Origin of the sequence: Nonomuraea sp. NPDC001831, assembly GCF_042892035.1 — a bacterium.
In the GTDB taxonomy this organism is placed as follows: Bacteria; Actinomycetota; Actinomycetes; order Streptosporangiales; family Streptosporangiaceae; genus Nonomuraea.
On record NZ_JBIATU010000007.1, the window covers coordinates 222,721 to 240,646 of the forward strand.

General features: G+C 70.7%; 19 protein-coding genes. 9 read left to right on the forward strand and 10 right to left on the reverse strand.

All coding sequences use genetic code 11. The features are described 5' to 3' along the window. Positions 1 to 106: 106 nt before the first annotated feature. Positions 107 to 2,455: a transglycosylase domain-containing protein gene (locus tag ACFYYW_RS24170; RefSeq protein ID WP_387651665.1), complete on the reverse strand. Its 2,349-nt coding sequence runs from the start codon at positions 2,453 to 2,455 to the stop codon at positions 107 to 109. 244 nt (positions 2,456 to 2,699) lie between these two features. Between ACFYYW_RS24170 and ACFYYW_RS24175 the strand changes: the two genes are divergently transcribed. Continuing rightward, positions 2,700 to 2,996: a WhiB family transcriptional regulator gene (locus ACFYYW_RS24175; RefSeq protein WP_090771382.1), complete on the forward strand. Its 297-nt coding sequence runs from the start codon at positions 2,700 to 2,702 to the stop codon at positions 2,994 to 2,996. A gap of 53 nt (positions 2,997 to 3,049) precedes the next feature. Here the strand turns inward: ACFYYW_RS24175 and ACFYYW_RS24180 are convergent, their stop codons facing one another. Beyond that, on the reverse strand, positions 3,050 to 4,177 hold the full coding sequence (locus ACFYYW_RS24180) for an ArsA family ATPase (RefSeq protein ID WP_387651667.1): 1,128 nt from the start codon (positions 4,175 to 4,177) through the stop codon (positions 3,050 to 3,052). After that, positions 4,174 to 5,178, reverse strand: a complete 1,005-nt coding sequence (locus ACFYYW_RS24185) for an ArsA-related P-loop ATPase (RefSeq protein WP_352321368.1) — start codon at positions 5,176 to 5,178, stop codon at positions 4,174 to 4,176. Before ACFYYW_RS24185 ends, ACFYYW_RS24180 begins: the two co-directional genes overlap by 4 nt. Before the next feature lie 131 nt (positions 5,179 to 5,309). On the opposite strand from ACFYYW_RS24185, the gene ACFYYW_RS24190 reads away from it, so the two are divergent. The 4 genes from ACFYYW_RS24190 to ACFYYW_RS24205 are packed head-to-tail and all read left to right on the forward strand — an operon-like array spanning position 5,310 to position 7,573. Beyond that, positions 5,310 to 5,465, forward strand: coding sequence for a hypothetical protein (locus ACFYYW_RS24190; protein WP_352321370.1), 156 nt, complete (start codon positions 5,310 to 5,312; stop codon positions 5,463 to 5,465). Next, positions 5,462 to 5,920, forward strand: a complete 459-nt coding sequence (locus tag ACFYYW_RS24195) for a RidA family protein (RefSeq protein ID WP_352321372.1) — start codon at positions 5,462 to 5,464, stop codon at positions 5,918 to 5,920. Before ACFYYW_RS24190 ends, ACFYYW_RS24195 begins: the two co-directional genes overlap by 4 nt. A gap of 49 nt (positions 5,921 to 5,969) precedes the next feature. Further along, a complete protein-coding gene (locus ACFYYW_RS24200) occupies positions 5,970 to 6,788 on the forward strand; it encodes an NUDIX hydrolase (RefSeq protein WP_387651670.1) in 819 nt (272 codons plus the stop codon). After that, positions 6,785 to 7,573 carry an MBL fold metallo-hydrolase gene (locus ACFYYW_RS24205; RefSeq protein ID WP_352321376.1) on the forward strand — a complete coding sequence of 263 codons (789 nt, stop codon included), beginning with the start codon at positions 6,785 to 6,787 and terminating at the stop codon, positions 7,571 to 7,573. Before ACFYYW_RS24200 ends, ACFYYW_RS24205 begins: the two co-directional genes overlap by 4 nt. On the opposite strand, the gene ACFYYW_RS24210 is transcribed toward ACFYYW_RS24205, so the two are convergent. Together ACFYYW_RS24210 and ACFYYW_RS24215 are read right to left on the reverse strand one after the other, a co-directional pair. After that, the gene (locus ACFYYW_RS24210) at positions 7,555 to 8,235 is read right to left on the reverse strand and encodes a Crp/Fnr family transcriptional regulator (RefSeq protein ID WP_352321378.1); all 681 of its coding nucleotides are present in this window, start codon (positions 8,233 to 8,235) and stop codon (positions 7,555 to 7,557) included. The two genes, ACFYYW_RS24205 and ACFYYW_RS24210, sit on opposite strands and share 19 nt — an antisense overlap. Before the next feature lie 133 nt (positions 8,236 to 8,368). Then, positions 8,369 to 8,797, reverse strand: coding sequence for a hypothetical protein (locus ACFYYW_RS24215; RefSeq protein WP_352321380.1), 429 nt, complete (start codon positions 8,795 to 8,797; stop codon positions 8,369 to 8,371). Between the two features lie 76 nt (positions 8,798 to 8,873). Here ACFYYW_RS24215 and nth point away from each other — a divergent pair, with 76 nt between their 5' ends. Beyond that, complete coding sequence (gene nth, locus ACFYYW_RS24220) at positions 8,874 to 9,596, forward strand: endonuclease III (protein WP_358290477.1); 723 nt, start codon at positions 8,874 to 8,876, stop codon at positions 9,594 to 9,596. Positions 9,597 to 9,645: 49 nt separating this feature from the next. After that, positions 9,646 to 10,311 carry an NUDIX hydrolase gene (locus tag ACFYYW_RS24225; RefSeq protein WP_387651673.1) on the forward strand — a complete coding sequence of 222 codons (666 nt, stop codon included), beginning with the start codon at positions 9,646 to 9,648 and terminating at the stop codon, positions 10,309 to 10,311. Between the two features lie 57 nt (positions 10,312 to 10,368). Here the strand turns inward: ACFYYW_RS24225 and ACFYYW_RS24230 are convergent, their stop codons facing one another. After that, positions 10,369 to 10,860, reverse strand: a complete 492-nt coding sequence (locus ACFYYW_RS24230; RefSeq protein ID WP_352321385.1) for a HEAT repeat domain-containing protein — start codon at positions 10,858 to 10,860, stop codon at positions 10,369 to 10,371. Between the two features lie 103 nt (positions 10,861 to 10,963). Between ACFYYW_RS24230 and ACFYYW_RS24235 the strand changes: the two genes are divergently transcribed. After that, positions 10,964 to 12,154 carry a MarP family serine protease gene (locus ACFYYW_RS24235; protein WP_352321387.1) on the forward strand — a complete coding sequence of 397 codons (1,191 nt, stop codon included), beginning with the start codon at positions 10,964 to 10,966 and terminating at the stop codon, positions 12,152 to 12,154. On the opposite strand, the gene ACFYYW_RS24240 is transcribed toward ACFYYW_RS24235, so the two are convergent. The 4 genes from ACFYYW_RS24240 to acs all read right to left on the reverse strand — a co-directional run bounded on the left by ACFYYW_RS24240 (position 12,151) and on the right by acs (position 16,118). Continuing rightward, positions 12,151 to 12,594, reverse strand: coding sequence for a DUF309 domain-containing protein (locus tag ACFYYW_RS24240; RefSeq protein ID WP_387651678.1), 444 nt, complete (start codon positions 12,592 to 12,594; stop codon positions 12,151 to 12,153). The genes ACFYYW_RS24235 and ACFYYW_RS24240 overlap by 4 nt on opposite strands. Before the next feature lie 16 nt (positions 12,595 to 12,610). Then, complete coding sequence (locus ACFYYW_RS24245) at positions 12,611 to 13,528, reverse strand: alpha/beta fold hydrolase (RefSeq protein ID WP_387651680.1); 918 nt, start codon at positions 13,526 to 13,528, stop codon at positions 12,611 to 12,613. Continuing rightward, positions 13,518 to 13,958 (reverse strand): phage holin family protein, encoded by a 441-nt coding sequence (locus ACFYYW_RS24250; protein WP_352321392.1) that lies wholly within the window; start codon positions 13,956 to 13,958, stop codon positions 13,518 to 13,520. The genes ACFYYW_RS24245 and ACFYYW_RS24250 overlap by 11 nt, the downstream gene beginning before the upstream one ends. A 186-nt stretch (positions 13,959 to 14,144) precedes the next feature. Further along, the gene (gene acs, locus ACFYYW_RS24255; protein ID WP_387651682.1) at positions 14,145 to 16,118 is read right to left on the reverse strand and encodes an acetate--CoA ligase; all 1,974 of its coding nucleotides are present in this window, start codon (positions 16,116 to 16,118) and stop codon (positions 14,145 to 14,147) included. Between the two features lie 551 nt (positions 16,119 to 16,669). On the opposite strand from acs, the gene ACFYYW_RS24260 reads away from it, so the two are divergent. Then, on the forward strand, positions 16,670 to 17,449 hold the full coding sequence (locus ACFYYW_RS24260) for an oxidoreductase (RefSeq protein ID WP_358290459.1): 780 nt from the start codon (positions 16,670 to 16,672) through the stop codon (positions 17,447 to 17,449). The last annotated feature ends 477 nt before the right edge of the window (positions 17,450 to 17,926 follow it).

Consider the following 17,926-nt stretch of genomic DNA (forward strand, 5'->3'; position numbering starts at 1 on the left):
GTTGAGGGCCGTCTCTGGGAAGCCTCTGGAGGCGTTGCAGGAGGGGCTGGGCGGCCATGGAAGGGCAATCCGGTGGCAAAGGCTGTTCGGGGCCGCCCAGTGCCTCTCAGCGGCGGGTTCGGGCCGCCGGGGCGGTGAGCCCGGTGTCGGCCCGCCCGCCGAGCCCATCGCCGAGCCCGCCGAGCCCGCCGACTCCCGGCCCGCCGCCCAGCCCGCCGCCGAACCCGTTGCCCGGCCGCTGCCAGTCGCCCGGCCCGCGCCCGTCCCCGCCGTCGCCACGGTCGTTGTGGTCGCCGAAGAAGTTGTCGAACGGGTCGCCGTCCCCGGGCCCCTCGTCGCCGCGCTTCTTCTTCTTGGGCTTCGGCGCGCACTTGTCGGAGCAGCCGCCGAACCGCGAGTGGTCCACCGGCGTGAACTTCGCCGGCTCCACCCCCTTGAGCGCCTGCATCATCGCCTGCTTCCAGATGGGCCCGGAGATGGAGGCGCCGTACACGTACGGGAAGTACTGCCCCCCGATCGTGACCCCGATCAGCTTGTGGGTGGAGGCGCCGCGCGGGTCGCCGAGGCTCACGGCCGAGGACAGGTTCGGGGTGTAACCGGCGAACCAGGCGGACATGTAATCGTCGGTCGTTCCGGTCTTGCCGGCCGCGTCACGTCCGATGCCGCCCACGCCGCTCATCGTGCCCTTGGTGAACACGCCCGACAGGATGCCGCTGACCGCGTCGGCGACCTCCTCCTCCATGACCTGCGAGCACTTCGGCTTGTACTGCTTGGCGGCGCCGTTCCTGTCCTTGATCTCGGTGATGGCCAGCGGCTGGCAGTACTGGCCGCGCGAGGCGAACACGGCGTAGGAGTTGGCGATCGTGACGGGGTCGACCTCGTTGACGCCCAGCGTGAACGTCTCGACCTCGCGCAGCTTGCCGCCGTCGGCCCGCTTGACGCCGAGGCGCTTGGCGAGCTTGACGACCTTGCAGAGCCCGACCTCCTGCTCCAGCTTGAGGAAGAACGTGTTCACCGAGCCCCACGTGCCGGTCTGCAGGGTCTTGAAGCCGCCGCCGCCCTCGCTGGAGTTGTGCGCGGTGTGCGAGGGGTCGCCGACGTTGTCGCCCTTGCAGTCCTTGAAGGAGTTGTAGCCGCTCGCGGTGAACCCGGCCGGCGCGGGGAAGCCGTCGCCGTACTTCAGGCCCTCCTCCAGGGCGGCGGCCAGCGTGTACGCCTTGGCCGTCGAGCCCTGCTGCAAGCCGCGCCCGCCGCCGTGCGCGGCGTCGGCGACGACGTTGTAGCTCATCTCGTTCTTCTTCTTGCTGCCGCCGAACTTGCGCGAGGCCGCCATCGCCTTGATCTCGCCGGTGCCGGGCACGACCATGGCCTGCGCGGCCACGGGCTTGTCCTTGGGGCTGACGTACTTCTTGATGGCCTTCTCGGCGGCCTTCTGCATCTTGGGGTCGAGCGTGGTCTTGATCGTCATGCCGCCGCGCTGGAGCAGCTTCCTGCGCTCGTCCTGGTTCTTGCCGAAGTCGTCGTTGTTGAGGATCTCGTACTGGACGTAGAGGCAGAAGTACGGGAACTTGCTGGCCTCGCAACCACCGGGGAACTTGACGTCCTTGTAGCCGAGCTTCTCGGCCTTGGCCGCGTCGGCCTCCGCCTGCGTGATCTTGTGAATCTCGGCCATCCGGTCGAGCACGGTGTTGCGGCGCAGCAGCAGCCGCTCGCGCGACTCGGGGCCGACGTTGGGGTCGGTGCGGGCCGGGTTCTGGACGGCGCCGGCCAGCGTGGCGGCCTCCGACAGATCGAGCTCGGAGGCGGGCTTGTCGAAGAAACGCCTGGCCGCGGCCTGGATGCCGTGCGCGCCCGCGCCGAAGTAGGCGATGTTGAGGTACTTCTCCAGGATCTGCTGCTTGCTGTACTTGCGCTCGATCGCCATGGCGTAGCGCAGCTCCTGGAGCTTGCGGGACATCGTCGGGGCGATGGCCGCCTGCTGCTCCTCCGGCGTCTCGGCCTTGTTGACCAGCACCTGCTTGACGTACTGCTGGGTGATCGAGGAGCCGCCCTGCATGACGCCGCCGCCGGTGAGGTTCTTCACCAGGGCGCGGGCGGTGCCCTCGACGTCGATCGGGCCGTGCTCGAAGAAGCGGAAGTCCTCGATCGCGATCAGCGCGGTCTGCATGATGGGCGCGACCTTGTCGAGGGTCACGGACTGCCGGTTCTCGTAGTAGAACTGGGCGATCTGCTTGCCGTTGGCGTCGACCAGCTTCGTGCGTTCGGGCAGCGGGGGTTCGTCGAGTTCCTGGGGCTTGAGTTCGAGGCCGTCCATGGCGGTCTTGGCCGACACGCCCGCCCCGCCCACCGCCGGCAGCGCCACCGCCGCCGCCAGCACACCCGCCGCCGTCCCGGCGATGATCAGACGCAGGACGCTGACGAGCGGGTGGGAGCGGTCTTTGCGCTTCGCTTGCACGCTCCCAAGGGTACGTCGAAACACTGTCCTTATCGGTAACACGACACCATTTCGCCTTGACTGGGAGGGGTGACTAGTCATTCCCGGTCAACAGTCCGGCGAGAAATTGGTCCTCTGGGGTCTGTCGGCCCGAACGTGAAGTTGCGTACGTTCATCCTCTGCGGCAACTGAATACGGAGGCTCGGCGCCCGCGCCCGTCGGCCCCAAATGACGACTGACCACCTAAGGGGAGTGGGGTCGAAAAATGTGGATCACGGATTGGACCTCCCGTGCCGCCTGTAAGGGTGCGGACCCGGACGCGCTGTTCGTCCAGGGCGCCGCACAGAACAGGGCGAAGCTGATCTGTCGAGGATGCCCGGTCCGTACCGAATGCCTCGCCGATGCGCTGGACAACCGCATCGAGTTCGGGGTGTGGGGCGGTATGACCGAACGCGAACGCCGCGCGCTGCTCAGGCGCCGGCCCGACGTGGACTCGTGGCGCGACCTGCTCGAGTCCGCGAAGGAAGAGTACGAACGGACCAATGAGCTGATCGCGGGCTGATCGGGCCCGCGGCGGGAAAGCACGGCCGGCGCCGCCCGTCGGCCGTGCTTTCTCTACGCGCTCGCCAACAGGTTCCCGATCTGCCGCAAGCCGGCTAGGTCGTGGACATCTCCGGACATCGCACGTACCTGTGCCACGGGCACCGTGGGATGCGCCGAGACGAAATGCTCCTGCTCGCGGCTCTCGCGAGTGGCGAGTTGCATCCGGCCGGTGTGCAGCCGCAGCACAGCGGCCGTCAACTCGTGTTCGCCCCTCGACGCCAGGTCCTCGGCCGCGGCGGCGCTGCGTGCCGCCGAGAGCGCCGAGCCGGGCGACACGTGCACCCGGTTCACCACGAGCCCGGCGAGGGGCATGCGCTCCTCGGCGAGCCGTTCCACGAAGTACGACGCCTCCCTCATCGCGTCGCGCTCCGGCGCGGCCACCACGAGGAAGGCCGTGCCCGGCGCCTGCAACAGCTTGTACGTCATCTCGGCCCGCTGCCTGAACCCGCCGAACACGGCGTCCAGCGCGGACACGAACGTCTGCAGGTCCTTGATCACCTGCGCGCCGAGCAGCTTGGTCATCGCGCCGGCCATCAACCCGAACCCGGCGTTGAGCAGCCGGAACGCGCTGCGTCCGCCCGCCTTGGCGGGAGCGGTGAGCAGCCGGATGAACCGTCCGTCGAGGAAGCGGCCGAGCCGCTCGGGCGCGTCGAGGAAGTCCAGCGCCGACCGCGAGGGCGGCGTGTCCACGATGATCAGGTCCCACTCGTCGGAGCGGCGGAGCTGGCCGAGCTTCTCCATCGCCATGTACTCCTGCGTGCCCGAGAAGCTGGAGGACAGCGACTGGTAGAAGGGGTTCGACAGGATCTGGCGGGCCCGTTCCGGGTCGGCGTGCGCCTCGATGATCTCGTCGAACGTGCGCTTCATGTCGAGCATCATGGCGAAGAGCTGGCCGCCGCCCTCGGGCGAGCTGACCAGGCGCGGGGTGTTGTCCAGCTCGGTCAGGCCCATCGACTGGGCCAGGCGGCGCGCCGGGTCGACGGTCAGCACCACCGCGCACCGGCCGCGTTCGGCGGCGCGCAGGCCGAGGGCCGCGGCGGTCGTGGTCTTGCCGACGCCGCCGGAGCCGCAGCAGACGATGATCCGGGTGCCCTTGTCGTCGAGGATCGCGTCGACGTCGAGGGGGATGGGCTTCTTCACGCGGCTCCCCGGTGGGTGCGGAGGATTTCGGCCAGCTCGTACAGGCCGGCCAGGTCGACGCCGTCGGCCAGCAGCGGCAGCTCGACGCGCGGCAGGCCGGCCTCGGCCAGCGACTCGCGCTCGGCGTGCTCCAGCTCGGTGCGGCGGGCGTGCTCGACGACCTCCTCGGCGAGCGCCTCGGCCATCGCGGCGGCGTCGGAGGTGTCGGCGAGACCGGCCGCCTTGAGCCCGAGCGCCAGCTCGCCCACGTCGAATCGGCCCTTGACAGCCATGTCAAGAGCGGCCTGTGGAAGCAGTGATTCACGGACCATGTTGATGAAAACGCAACCTGCGGGGAGCCCGGCCGAGCGCAATTCGGCGACCCCGTCGAGGGTCTCCTGCACCGGCATCTCCTCCAGGAGGGTGACGAAGTGCACCATCGTCTCCCTGGACTTCACGACGCCGTTCACGAGTTCCGAGTGGTTCTTGATCGGTCCGACCTTGGCCAGGCCGGCGACCTCCTGGGTGACGTTCAGGAAGCGCGTGATGCGGCCGGTGGGCGGCGCGTCGAGGACGACGGCGTCGTAGACCCGGCGGCCGTTCTTGCCCCGCCTGCGCACGGCCTCGGTCGTCTTGCCGGTGACCAGGACGTCGCGGAACCCGGGGGCCACGGTGGTGGCGAAGTCGACGATGCCCATCTTGGTCAGCGCGCGCCCGGCCCTGCGCATGCCGTAGAACATCTCCATGTATTCGAGCATGGCCTCTTCGGGATCGATGGCCAGCGCGTACACGTCGCCGCCGGAGGGCGCGACGGCGATCTTGCGCTCCTCGTAGGGCAGCGGCGGCAGGTCGAAGATTTGGGCGATGCCCTGCCTGCCCTCCACCTCGACGAGCAGCACCTTGCGCCCGCCCGCGGCCAGTGCGAGGGCGAGGGCGGCGGCGACGGTCGTCTTGCCGGTGCCGCCCTTGCCGGTGACGACGTGCAGCCGCACGTCGCCCCAATCCGTGTCCGGGAAGTCCACGTTTCGAGGCTACCGAACGGTTACTTGTCGAAACCCGACGGCCACCGTTTGATTGCTCACATTGTGGTCACCGCCTCCCGTACGGGTGGGGTGACAGGCCGGGAAGCGGCTTTCCATGAGATCGTCATGCCATGAAGAAATGGGAGTACCTCACCGCTCCGGTGCTGATCCACAACACGAAGATGATCCTCGACAACTTCGGGTCCGACGGCTGGGAGCTCGTCCAGATCGTCCAGGGCGCCTCGCCCGAGCAGCTCGTCGCCTACTTCAAGCGGGAGAAGGCATGACCCCCGAGGAGCGGATCGCCGAGCTCGGGTACGAGCTGCCCCAGCCGGTGACGCCGCTGGCCGCGTACGTGCCGACCGCCCGTACCGGTGACCTGGTCTACACCTCCGGCCAGGTGCCCATGCTGGAGGGCAAGCTGCACCAGACCGGCAAGCTCGGCGTCGACCTCGGCGTCGACGAGGGCAAGGCGCAGGCGCGCATCTGCGTGCTCAACGCGCTGGCCGCGCTGAAGGCCGAGCTGGGCGAGCTGTCCCGGGTGCGGCGGATCGTCAAGGTCGTGGTCTTCGTGGCCAGCGCGCCGAGCTTCACCGAGCAGCCGCAGGTGGCCAACGGCGCCAGCGACTTCCTGGCCGAGGTGTTCGGCGAGGCGGGCAAGCACGCCCGCAGCGCCGTGGGCGTGGCCGCGCTGCCGCTGGACGCCCCCGTGGAAGTGGAGCTGATCGCGGAGGTCTCCTGACCATCAGGATGTGTCACCATGACCGAGTGATGTTCTAGTAGGAGGTCAGGTGGCCGGTCTTCCCCTTCCCGACGAGCTCGCCGCGCGAGCCAGAGAGATCATCGCCGGGCGGCTCGCCCCCGTCCCGGCGCGCGACGCCGCCACGGTGGTGATCCTGCGCGGCTCGGGCCCGCGCGGCGGGCCCGAGGTCTACCTGCTCCGGCGGAAGTCCACGATGGCCTTCGCGGCGGGCGCCTACGTCTTCCCCGGCGGCTCCGTCGATCCACGCGACACCGACCAGGCGGTGGCCTGGGCCGGGCCGTCCCCCAAGGAGTGGGGAGAGGTCTTCCACGCCAGTGAGAACGTGGCGCGCGGGCTGGTGTGCGCGGCCGTGCGGGAGACGTTCGAGGAGTCCGGGGTGCTGCTGGCCGGGCCGGGGCCGGACAACGTGGTCGAGGACACCACGGGCGACGACTGGGAGGCCGACCGGCTGGCGCTGATCGACCGGAGTCTGGCCTTCGCCGACTTCCTGGCCAAGCGGGGCCTGGTGCTGCGGTCCGACCTGCTCAAGCCGTGGGCCCACTGGATCACGCCGGAGATCGAGCAGCGCAGGTTCGACACCCGGTTCTTCGTGGCGGTGCTGCCCGAGGGGCAGCGCACGCGCGACGTCGGGGGCGAGGCCGACCACGTGGTGTGGCGGCGGCCGGCCGAGGCGATCGAGCTGTGGCGCGCGGGCGAGATCTTCCTGATGCCGCCCACCTCCCACACGCTCACCGAGCTGGCCGGGCACGACAGCGTGGCGTCCGTGCTGGCCGAGGAGCGGCGGATCACCGCGATCCTGCCGGCGGCCGTGGAGGTCGAGGGGGAGATGAGGTTGATGACGCCGTGAGCGGCCTGCACATCCCGCTCGGCACGCCCGACGGCTCCCGTACCGAGCACGCCGAGAACCTGCTGGCGCCCAACCCGTCCGCCATGACGCTCGACGGCACCAACACCTGGGTCATCGGCACCCGCGACGCGGTCGTGGTCGATCCCGGGCCCGACGACGAGGCGCACCTGCTGCGCGTACGTGACCATCTGGGCGAGCGGCGGGTCACCCAGATCCTGCTCACGCACGGCCACGCCGACCACAGCGGCGGCGCCAAGCGGTTCGCCGAGCTGGTCGACGCCCCCGTACGCGCCCTCGACCCGCGCCACCGGCTCGGCGACGAAGGGCTCGGCGACGGCGACGTGATCACGGTCGACGGCCTGGAGCTGCACGTCCACGCCACGCCCGGCCACTCGTTCGACTCGCTGTGCTTCTGGCTGGCCCAGGACCGGGCCATGCTGACCGGCGACACCGTTCTCGGCCGGGGCACCACGATCATCGCCCAGGACGGCGGCCTCGGCGACTACCTGCGCAGCCTCGACCGGCTGCGGGCGGCGGCCGAGGGCCTGGGGGCGCGGGCGCTGCTGCCCGGCCACGGCCCGGTGCTGCCCGACCCGATCGCGGCCCTCGACGGCTACATCGCCCACCGGCGGCAGCGGCTCGACCAGATCAGGGCGGCGCAGGCGCAGGGCGCGCGCACGCCGCGGGAGGTCGTCGAGATCGTGTACGCCGACGTCGACAGGTCGCTCTGGCCCGCCGCGGAGGTCTCCGTGCGGGCCCAGCTCGACTACCTGGAACGGTTGTAGAGCCGGTCCATGTCGAGGATGACCACGGCCTTGGCCTCGATGCGCAGCCAGCCGCGCTGGGCGAAGTCGGCCAGGGCCTTGTTCACCGTCTCGCGCGAGGCCCCGACGAGCTGGGCCAGCTCCTCCTGGGTGAGGTCGTGGTGCACGCGCATGCCGTCGTCGGTCTTGGCGCCGAACCGCTCGGCCAGGTCGAGGAGCTGCTTGGCGACCCGGCCGGGCACGTCGGTGAAGACCAGGTCGGCCAGCACGTCGTTGGTGCGGCGCAGCCGCTGGGCCAGCGCGCGCAGCAGGTGCAGCGCCACCTCGGGGCGGCCGGTCAGCCACGGGCGCAGGTCGTCGTGGCCCAGGCCGGCCAGGCGCACGTCGGTCAGCGCCGTCGCCGTGGCGGTGCGCGGACGCGGGTCGAACAGCGACAGCTCGCCGAACATCTCGCTCGGGCCGAGCACGCTCAGCAGGTTCTCGCGGCCGTCGGGCGACGTGCGGGAAAGTTTGATCTTGCCTTCGAGCACGACGTAGAGCCGGTCGCCGGTCTCGTTCTCGTGGAAGAGGGTCTGTCCCTTGGACAGCTGGACCTCGGTGATGCTCGTCCGCAGCGCCGCGGCGCTCTCGCGGTCGAGCGCGGCGAACAGGGGGGCCTTGCCCAGCACATCTTCGGTGTTCACTCTGCCTCCTCTGCTGCCATTGTGACTCACCCCACTCCGGGCGGCACACACAGGCTATGGGAATGCCCGGGTTAGCCCGGTATTGCCCTGTTGTGTGGCGCACTGAAGTGTATGAACAAATCGGGTGACCTGCTTACTTCCGCAGGAGGTCGTCCACGGAGGCGACCGCCGTCGCCATCGTGTGGCCCAGCAGGACGCGTACGACATGGGCCGCCGAAGGGCGGCCGGCCGGCTCCGGACGGCGGCACCGCTCGACGACGCCGCGCAGCGGCTGCGGCAGCGCGCCGGACCCGCTCGCGAACCTCACTAGCTCGGCCCAGTCCCGCACGTCGGCGGCCGGACCGCCGCGGCCGGGCGAGCCCTGGACGCCCACCAGCACCTGGCCGCGCGTGCCGAGCGCGACGTTGTCCGGGGTGAGCCGCAGGCCGGTCACGCCGTGGGCGTGCATCCTCGCCATCGCCGCCGCGCTGCCCAGCGCCAGCCGGTGCAGCGCCGCGCCGCGCAACGGCCCGCCCGCGCGGACGAACTCGGTCAGTGACTCGCCCTTGTGCCGATCGCCCATGGTCGCCGCCCTCCAAGCCGCCAGGTTGTACGCGAACGCGGCGTAGAAGGTTCAACCGTTCCCATAGTCTTGCGGCATGGCCACGAACGCGGCGGGGCGCAAGCCGGAGACCCAGCTCGCCCTGGTACGGCGGGCACGCAAGATGAACCGCATCCTCGCCGAGACCTACCCCGACGCCCACTGTGAGCTCGACTTCCGCAACCCGCTGGAGCTCCTGGTCGCCACCATCCTGTCGGCCCAGTGCACCGACAAGCGGGTGAACATGGTGACCCCCACCCTGTTCGCCAAATACCCCACCGTCGAGGACTACGCCGCCGCCGACCGCGCCGAGATGGAAGACATCATCCGCTCGACCGGCTTCTTCCGCGCGAAGACCAACAGCATCATCGGCATGGCCCAGGCCGTGTGCGAGCGTTACCGCGGCGAGGTGCCCGGCCGGCTCAAAGACCTGGTCACCCTGCCCGGCGTGGGCCGCAAGACCGCGAACGTGGTGCTCGGCAACGCGTTCGGCGTGCCGGGGCTGACCGTCGACACGCACTTCCAGCGGCTCGTGCGCCGCTTCGGCTGGACCGAGGAGACCGACCCCGTCAAGATCGAGCACATCGTGGCCGAGCTGCTGCCCCGCCGCGAGTGGACGATCTTCTCCCACCGGGTGATCTGGCACGGCCGTCGCATCTGCCACGCCCGCCGTCCGGCCTGCGGCGTGTGCCCGCTGGCGAGCCTGTGCCCCTCCTTCGGCACCGGGCCCACCGGCGAGGCGGAGGCCGAGAAGCTGGTCAGGCCCGGTCCCTTCTCCTGATCCCCGAGCCGCGGGAAGTGATCGAGGCCGTGCCGTGTTGGAGGTTGGCGTGACAGAAGTGCCCGACTGGCTCGAACGGCTGGCGGCGCAGGCCGCGCGCATCACGGTCCCCCGATACCTGCGTCCCCCGGCCGACGGCGGGCGCCCGGCCGCGGTGCTGATGTTGTTCGGCGAGGGCCCGCTCGGCCCCGACGTGCTGCTCATCCAGCGCAGCTCACGCGGGCGCAGGCACGCGGGCCAGCCCGCCTTCCCCGGCGGCGGCGTCGATCCCGGCGACGGCGGCCCGGTCGGCGCGGCCCTGCGCGAGGCGGAGGAGGAGACCGGCGTCGATCCCCGCGGCGTCCGCGTCCTCGGCATGATGCCCGAGCTCTACCTCGACCACAGCGACAACCGCGTCACCCCGGTGTTCGGCTGGTGGCACACGCCGTCCGCCGTGCACGCGGCCTCGCCGGACGAGGTGGAGTCCGTGGAGCGGGTGCCGATCGCCGAGCTGGTCGATCCGGGCAACCGGGTCATGTTGCGGCATCCCAGCGGGCTCGCCGGCCCGGCCTTCCACGTGCGGGGCATGCTGGTGTGGGGGTTCACCGCCATGGTGCTCGACGCCGTGCTGCGCGAGGGCGGCCTCGAACGTCCCTGGGACCAGGCGCGGCTGGAGGACCTGCCGGCCGAGGTCGTGCGGCTGGGCCTGCGCGAGCGCACCACTCCGGCCCCCTGACGCAGGACGCCGGGCCAGGGTCGCTCCGGCGCCCTGACGCGGGACGCCGGGCCGGGGTCACTCCGGGGCTCTGAGCGAGACGCCCAGCGAGGCCCAGTCGGCCACGTCGGCGTCGTCGTCGGCGGCCAGGGTGCGCAACATCTCCAGGCCGGCCCGGTCGGGCGGGTCGCCGAGCACGTGCTGCAGCGCGTACGCGGCCCCGTACCGCACCCGGGCATCGCCGTGACAGGCCAGGTCGATCACCGAAGGCAGCGAGCGGGGGTCGGCCAGGTGGCCGAAGGCGATCAGCACGGAGTACAGGACCATGGCGTCGTCCTCGCTGGCGGCCAGGTAGCGCAGCACCGGCAGCGTACGGTCCACGAACGGCCGCAGCATGCCCATGATGTCCACCCCGAGCAGGCGCTCGGCCACGTTGTCCGCAGCGCACAGGCGGCGTGCCTCGATGAACGACTCCAGGTCGGCCCGCTGGCGCAGCTGGCAGATCACGTGCCAGCGCAGCGGGCCGTCCGGATCGGTGTCGCTGAGAGCTGCCTGGATGAGATCGCGCACTGTTCCCTCGGCCGGCGGCATACCGCTCAAGATAGCCAGGCGGGTGACGCCGTCCTGGCGGAAGACGTGCACACTTGACCGTATCGCTGGCTACCTTTGAAGCGTGCGCGGTGATCTGCTTGACCTCATATTGATCGGCCTCGTGATCGCCTTCGGCGTATCCGGCTACCGACAGGGCTTCATCATCGGCGCGATGAGCTTCGTGGGGTTCGTGGGCGGCGCCGTGCTCGGCATCTTCATCGCTCCGCCGATCGCCAAGGCCGTCGTCGACGGCGACACGCCGCAGGCGCTGCTCGCGATCGTGATCGTCTTCCTGGCCGCCACGATCGGCCAGTTCGCCTCCTCCACGGTCGGCGCGGTCGTGCGCAGCCACGTGACGTGGGAGCCGGCCAAGATGGCCGACGCGGTGGGCGGCACGTTCGCCAGCGCGCTGTCCGTGCTGGTGATCGCCTGGCTGATCGGGTCGCTGATCGTCTCGACGACGTTCACCCCGCTGGTCGACCAGGTCAAGAACTCCGCGCTGCTGACCACCGTCGACGACGCGATCCCGCAGGCCGCGCGCAACTGGCAGCAGCCGTTCAAGAAGTTCGTCGACAGGTCGGAGTTCCCGCCCGTCTTCGACGCGATCGGCGCCGACACGCTGATCGACGTGCCGCCGCCCGCGCAGAGCATCCTCCAGGGCGCCAAGCTGGGCCGGGCCCAGCGGGCCATCGTCAAGGTCCAGGGCAACGCCGAGAGCTGCAACAAGCACATCGAGGGCACCGGCTTCGTCTACGCCGACGACCGGATCATGACCAACGCCCACGTCGTCGCCGGCGTCACCCGCGATCTCGAGGTCATCGACTACAAGAACGTGCGCCACCCGGCCAAGGTCGTGCGCTACAACCCCCAGCGCGACATCGCGATCCTCTACGTGCCCGGCCTCGACCTGCCGCAGCTCAGCTTCGAGGCCGACGGCAAGCGCGGCGCCAACGCGATCATCGCCGGCTTCCCCAGGGGCAAGGGCTTCACCGCCGAGCCGGCCCGCATCGGCGGCCGCCTCGACGCCGAGGGCCCCGACATCTACCACGGCAGCAACGTCCGGCGGAAGGTCTACGCGATCCGCGGCAAGGTGCTGCCGGGCAACTCCGGCGGCCCGCTGCTCACCGTCGACGGCCGCGTCTACGGCGTGATCTTCGCCGCCGCGGTCAGCGAGAAGGACACCGGTTACGTGCTGACCGCCGAGGAGGTCGCGCCCGACGCCGGCCAGGGCAGGAACGACACCTCCGCGGCCAGCACCCAGGAGTGCGACTAACCGGGCAGCTCGCCCAGGACCAGGGCGATCGCCTCGGCGGGGTCGCTGTCCTGGGTCAGGCCGGTGGCCGCCCTGCCGACGGCGTCGTAGTCGCCGCCGTACGCCTGCGCCCTGGCCGCGCCGCGGCTGAACAGGGTGACCGCGCCGCGGCCGTTGCCGCGCTGGAGGTGCGTCAGGCCGACGCAGATCTGCGCGAGCCCCTGCCACAACTCGCGCTCCTCCTCGGGCGCGCACTTCCAGCGGCCCTCGAAGACCTCGTGGGCGTTGAACGGCAGCCCTTCGGCCAGGAAACGCCGCGCGTCGGCGAGCGCCTGTTCGGTGGTGGGGGCGTAGTCGTCGGGGACCCGGTCGACGCCGGGCGAGCCGTAGGGGAGCGGCCTGCCGTACGCGTCGCGTGGCCTGGCGTTGCGCGGCTTGCCCTGGGGGTCGCGGTCTCTCATCGCTCGCGGGGCTTCCTCATCGGTCGGGCTCGGGGTCGGCCAGCCAGCCGAGCAGCTCGGTGTCGAACACGTCGGGGATCTCTTCGTGGGGGAAATGGCCGGCGCCCTCGAACAGCCGCCAGCGGTAGGGGGCGGCGACGTACCGGCTGGAGCCCTGGGCGGTGCGGGGCAGCACGCACGGGTCGAGCGCGCCGTGCAGGTGCAGCGTCGGCGCCTCGATCTCGGTACGCATGACCCGGGCGTAGCGGCGGCCGTCGGGCCGCAGCTGGGAACGGCCGAACCAGCGGTGGTACTCCAGCGCCGAGTGGGCCACGGCGGGGATCCGGAACGCCTCCCGGTAGGTGCGCGCGGTCTCGGCGTCGGGCCAGCCGGGCGCCGACCAGCTCGTCAGGATGCGGCCGACCAGGGCGGCGTCGTGCCGGGTGAGCCGGCGTTCGGGCAGCAGCGGGAGCTGGTAGCCGAGCGCGTGCCGGCCGGCCTTGAACTGGGCGGGGTCGGTCATCAGCGCGTTGCGCAGCCGCAGCGGGTGCGGCGCCGAGACCGCCACCAGGCGGCGCACGCACTTGGGGTCGAGCACGGCCATCGTCCAGGCCAGCAGGCCGCCCCAGCCGTGCCCGACGACGACCGCGCCGGTCTCGCCCAGCGCGCGGATCAGGCCGGTCGCGTCGGCGGCCAGGGTGGGCAGGTCGTAGCCGCGCGGCGGCTTGTCGCTGCCGCCGTAGCCGCGCAGGTCGGCGGCGACCGCCCGGAAACCGGCCCGGGCGAGGGAGGTGAGCTGGTTGCGCCAGGTCCACCAGAACTGCGGGAACCCGTGCAGCAGCAGGACCAGCGGCCCCTCGCCGGCCTCCACGACGTGGAAGCGGGTGCCGCCGGCGTGCACGGCCCGGTGTGTCCACGGGCCGTCGATCTGGACGACCGTCTCGTCAGGTGCCATCACGACTCACCGGCTGGCCCTCGGGACTGGGCACGGGAAGCGGCTGCTCCTCCGGCGTCGCGATCTCCTTGAGGCCCTTGATCGACCTGGCGGTGCGCTTCATCCCGGCCAGGCCCTTCAGCCGGCGTACGCCGACCAGCACCAGCAGGCCCGCGGCCACCAGGTAGAAGACGGTCACGATGAGGAAGGCCAGCCAGTTGGGCAGCCACTGGGCCAGCACGTACGCGATGGTGAACGAGGCCAGGATCAGGCACAGGTGCGCCATGAACGCGGCGGCGGCGAACAGGCCCGCGGCCATGCCCACCCGCTTGGCGTCGAACTTGAACTCGGCCTTGGCCAGCTCGATCTCGGAGCGGACGAGGTCGGAGATATGGCTGCTGGCCTGGGCGACCAGCGAGCCCAGGGATTCTTCCTCGGGAGTCTGCGGCATGAACGTCTCCTATCGAGGCCTGGTGGCCGTGTCAAACATCCCGTACTGACGGCTGGGCGCCACCGAACACGCCGAGGACGCTGCTACTCACAGAACTACCCGATCGCCCACGATAACGCCGTCCGGTGGAGACAGCTGAGGCGCATGCCCAGTTCGGGCATGCGCCTCAGCTGTCCTGCGGCCTGATCAGTCCTCGGACTTGGCCGCGGGCAGCTTCTCGGAGATGAGGTTCATCACCGTGCTGTCGGCCAGCGTGGTGACGTCGCCGATGCTGCGGTTCTCGGCCACGTCGCGCAGGAGACGACGCATGATCTTGCCGGAGCGGGTCTTCGGCAGCTCGGGGACGACCAGGATCTGCCGCGGCTTGGCGATCGGGCCCAGCGTCTTGGCCACGTGGTCGCGCAGCTCGGCGGCGATGTCGTCGCTCTCCTCCACGCTGCCGCGCAGGATCACGAACGACACGATGGCCTGGCCGGTCACCGGGTCGGTGGCGCCGACCACGGCCGCCTCGGCGACCTTGGGGTGGCTCACCAGCGCGCTCTCCACCTCGGTGGTGGAGATGTTGTGGCCGGAGACGAGCATGACGTCGTCGACGCGGCCGAGCAGCCACAGGTCGCCGTCCTCGTCCTTCTTCGCGCCGTCGCCGGGGAAGTACATGCCCTCGAAACGCGACCAGTACGTGTCGATGTAGCGCTGGTCGTCGCCCCAGATCGTGCGCAGCATGGAGGGCCACGGCTCGCGCACCACGAGGAAGCCGCCGCCGCCGTTGGGCACGCTGTTGCCCTGGTCGTCGACCACGTCGGCGTTGATGCCCGGCAGCGGCCGCATCGCCGCGCCCGGCTTGGCCGAGGTGACGCCCGGCAGCGGGCTGATCATGATCGCGCCGGTCTCCGTCTGCCACCAGGTGTCCACGACCGGGCAGCGGTCGTGGCCGATGTTCTCCCGGTACCAGACGTAGGCCTCGGGGTTGATCGGCTCGCCGACCGAGCCCAGGACGCGCAGGCTGGACATGTCGAACTTGGCGGGGATGTCGTCGCCCCACTTCATGAACGTCCGGATCGCCGTGGGGGCGGTGTAGAGGATCGTGACCTTGTACTTCTGCACGATCTCCCAGAACCGGCCGCGGTGCGGGGTGTCCGGGGTGCCCTCGTAGATGACGCTGGTCGCGCCGTTGGCGAGGGGGCCGTAGACGATGTAGGAGTGGCCGGTGACCCAGCCGATGTCGGCCGTGCACCAGTAGATGTCGGTCTCGGGCTTGAGGTCGAAGACCGCGTGGTGCGTATAGGCGGTCTGGGTGAGGTAGCCGCCGGTCGTGTGCAGGATGCCCTTGGGCTTACCGGTGGTGCCGCTGGTGTAGAGGATGTACAGCGGGTCCTCGGCGTCGTGGGGCTCGGCGGTGTGCTGGTCGCTCTGGCGCTCGACCAGGTCGTGCCACCACACGTCCTTCTCGCCCACCGCGACGTCCTGGCCGGTACGCCGTACGACGAGCACGTTCTCCACCTGGGGGCACTCGGCGACGGCCTCGTCCACGGTGGGCTTGAGCGCGCTCGGCTTGCCGCGGCGGTAGCCGCCGTCGGCCGTGATCACGAGCTTGGCGTCGGCGTCGTCGATGCGGCTCTTGAGCGCGCCGGCGGAGAAGCCGCCGAACACCACCGAGTGGATCGCGCCGATGCGGGCGCAGGCCAGCATCGCGATCGGCAGCTCGGGGATCATCGGCATGTAGATGGCCACCCGGTCGCCCTTGCCCACGCCGAGCTCCTGCAGGGCGTTGGCGGCCTTGCTGACCTCGGTCTTGAGGTCGTTGTAGGTGAGCGTGCGGCTGTCGCCCTCGGGCTCGCCCTCCCAGTGGTAGGCGACCTTGTCGCCGCGTCCCTCCTCGACGTGCCGGTCGACGCAGTTGTAGGCGACGTTGAGCTCGCCGCCGACGAACCACTTGGCGAACGGCGCGTTCCACTCCAGCGTCGTGTCCCACCGCCTGGCCCAGGTCAGCCGCTCGGCCGCGCGCTCCCAGAAGGCGAGACGGTCGGCGTCGGCCTCGGCGTAGGCGGCGGCGGTCACGTTCGCGGCCGCGGCCAGCTCAGCCGGTGGTGCGAACCGGCGGTTCTCCTGCAGCAGGTTGGACAGCGCCTGGGTCTCGTTGCCAGGGGTCTCCGGGGCCACTTCGTGCTCCTTCTATGGCCAGGTGGGATAGGTCGGGTCCCACTTCACCAGCTCACGGCCTCCCCACACAAGAGGTCTAGACAGGTCTGTACCGATTCGCGTGGGTGGCCGCACGATTATCAGCTCGCATGACAAACGCAATTGAACTGTTGTCATCCTGAAATCAGGAGAATATGCGGTTCGGCGTGGCGGGAAAAAGCGGGGGGTGCCGTAGCGCCTAATCCGGCGGCGGTCCGGTCCATGGCGAGGGGCGGCGTGGCGCCTCATATGGCGGTGGCCGTGGTCGCGGGCGGGGCATGACGTGATGCCTTTTGCGGCGGTGGTGTGGCCCGTGGCGGGGCATGGTGCGGTGCTATTTGCGGCGGTGGTGTGGCCCATGGCGGGGCATGGTGCGGTGCCATGTGCGGCGGTGGTGGGGCCCGTGGAGGGGCACGGCGTGACGCCTTTCGCGGCGGTGGTGGGGCCCGTGGAGGGGCATGGCGTGATGCCTTTCGCGGCGGTGGTGTGGCCCATGGTGGGGCACGGTGTACCCGCCGGTAAGGTCGGTTTCCGTGAGTGACCCATTGGCCGTCATCGCGCGGTTCCCAGGCGTGTCCGAGGCGGTTGACGAGGCCCGGCAGGCCGTCGACAGGCTCTATCGGCATCGCGTCCTGCGCCGGGCGAGCCCGGCGGTGTCCACCGAGTCGTCCCTGCGTGGCGCGCGGGCCTCGGCCGCGATCGAGGGCGCCGACGTGCCGCTGGACGCGCTGCGCCGCGACGAGGTGCACGACCCGCTGGTCCAGGGGGCGCTGCGGGCGTCCGCGGAGATGGGCCGGCTCGGCGCCACCTGGCGGAAGGCGCCGAGGCAGGTGCTGGCCCGCCTGCACACCGTCGCCGCCGCGGGGCTCGCCGACCAGCCCGCCTTGGGACGTCCCCGTACGGACGACTCGGCCCCCGACCCGCTCGGGCTCGGCCCCGCGCCGGGGGCCGCGGAGACCGCGACGCGGATGGAGGCCCTGCTCCGGCTGCTGGAAGGGGCGGGCAAGGCCCCGGCGATCGTGCTGGCCGCCGTGGTGCACGCCGAGCTGGCGGTGCTGCGTCCGTTCGGTACGTGCGACGGCGTCGTGGCCCGCTCGGCGGAGCGGCTGACCCTCGTCGAGTACGGGCTCGACCCGAAGTCGCTGGTCGTCGTGGAGATCGGGCACCTGGAGCTGCCGTACGCGGAGGCGCTGCGGGCGTACCTGACCGGCACCCCCGAGGGCGTCGGTCAGTGGGTACAACACTGTGCCTCGGCGGTAAGCCTGGGGGTGCGGGAGACCACCGCGATCTGCGAAGCGATGCAGCGGGGCTGACGGACGGGCTGGTCACATAGCTGACGGCGTCTCGTGCGAGACGCCGTCTGCCGGTGCATCACACCGGGTTACCAAGCGTGCACCTCAATTCGTCGGAGCGGGTCAAGCCCGTCACGACGCGCCTCCCGCGGCTGGTCGCACGTGGGTGCCCGGCTGATGCACCCGGACAAGTGGTCCGTAACACCTTTCTACGTCGGATCCCCCCTGATGGGAACCCCTTGGCACAAGACCTTTACCGGGCCGTGGGGCGGCCGGGAGGGTTCCGTTGCGGCGCCCGCGAACGCCAACCCGTTACCTACCTGTGACGATTACGGACAGTGATCGCCTTTATGCGATCGTTATGGGGTGGCGAAAAAACTTGGCGAAAATGCCAGATTACTGCTCGACGAAACTCGAGTGGATCGGGCAGCATACGGTGGTATCGCCCGAAACTGGAGCGACTGAGTGAGGGATTGCTTTGCAAGTCTCTTGCCATGC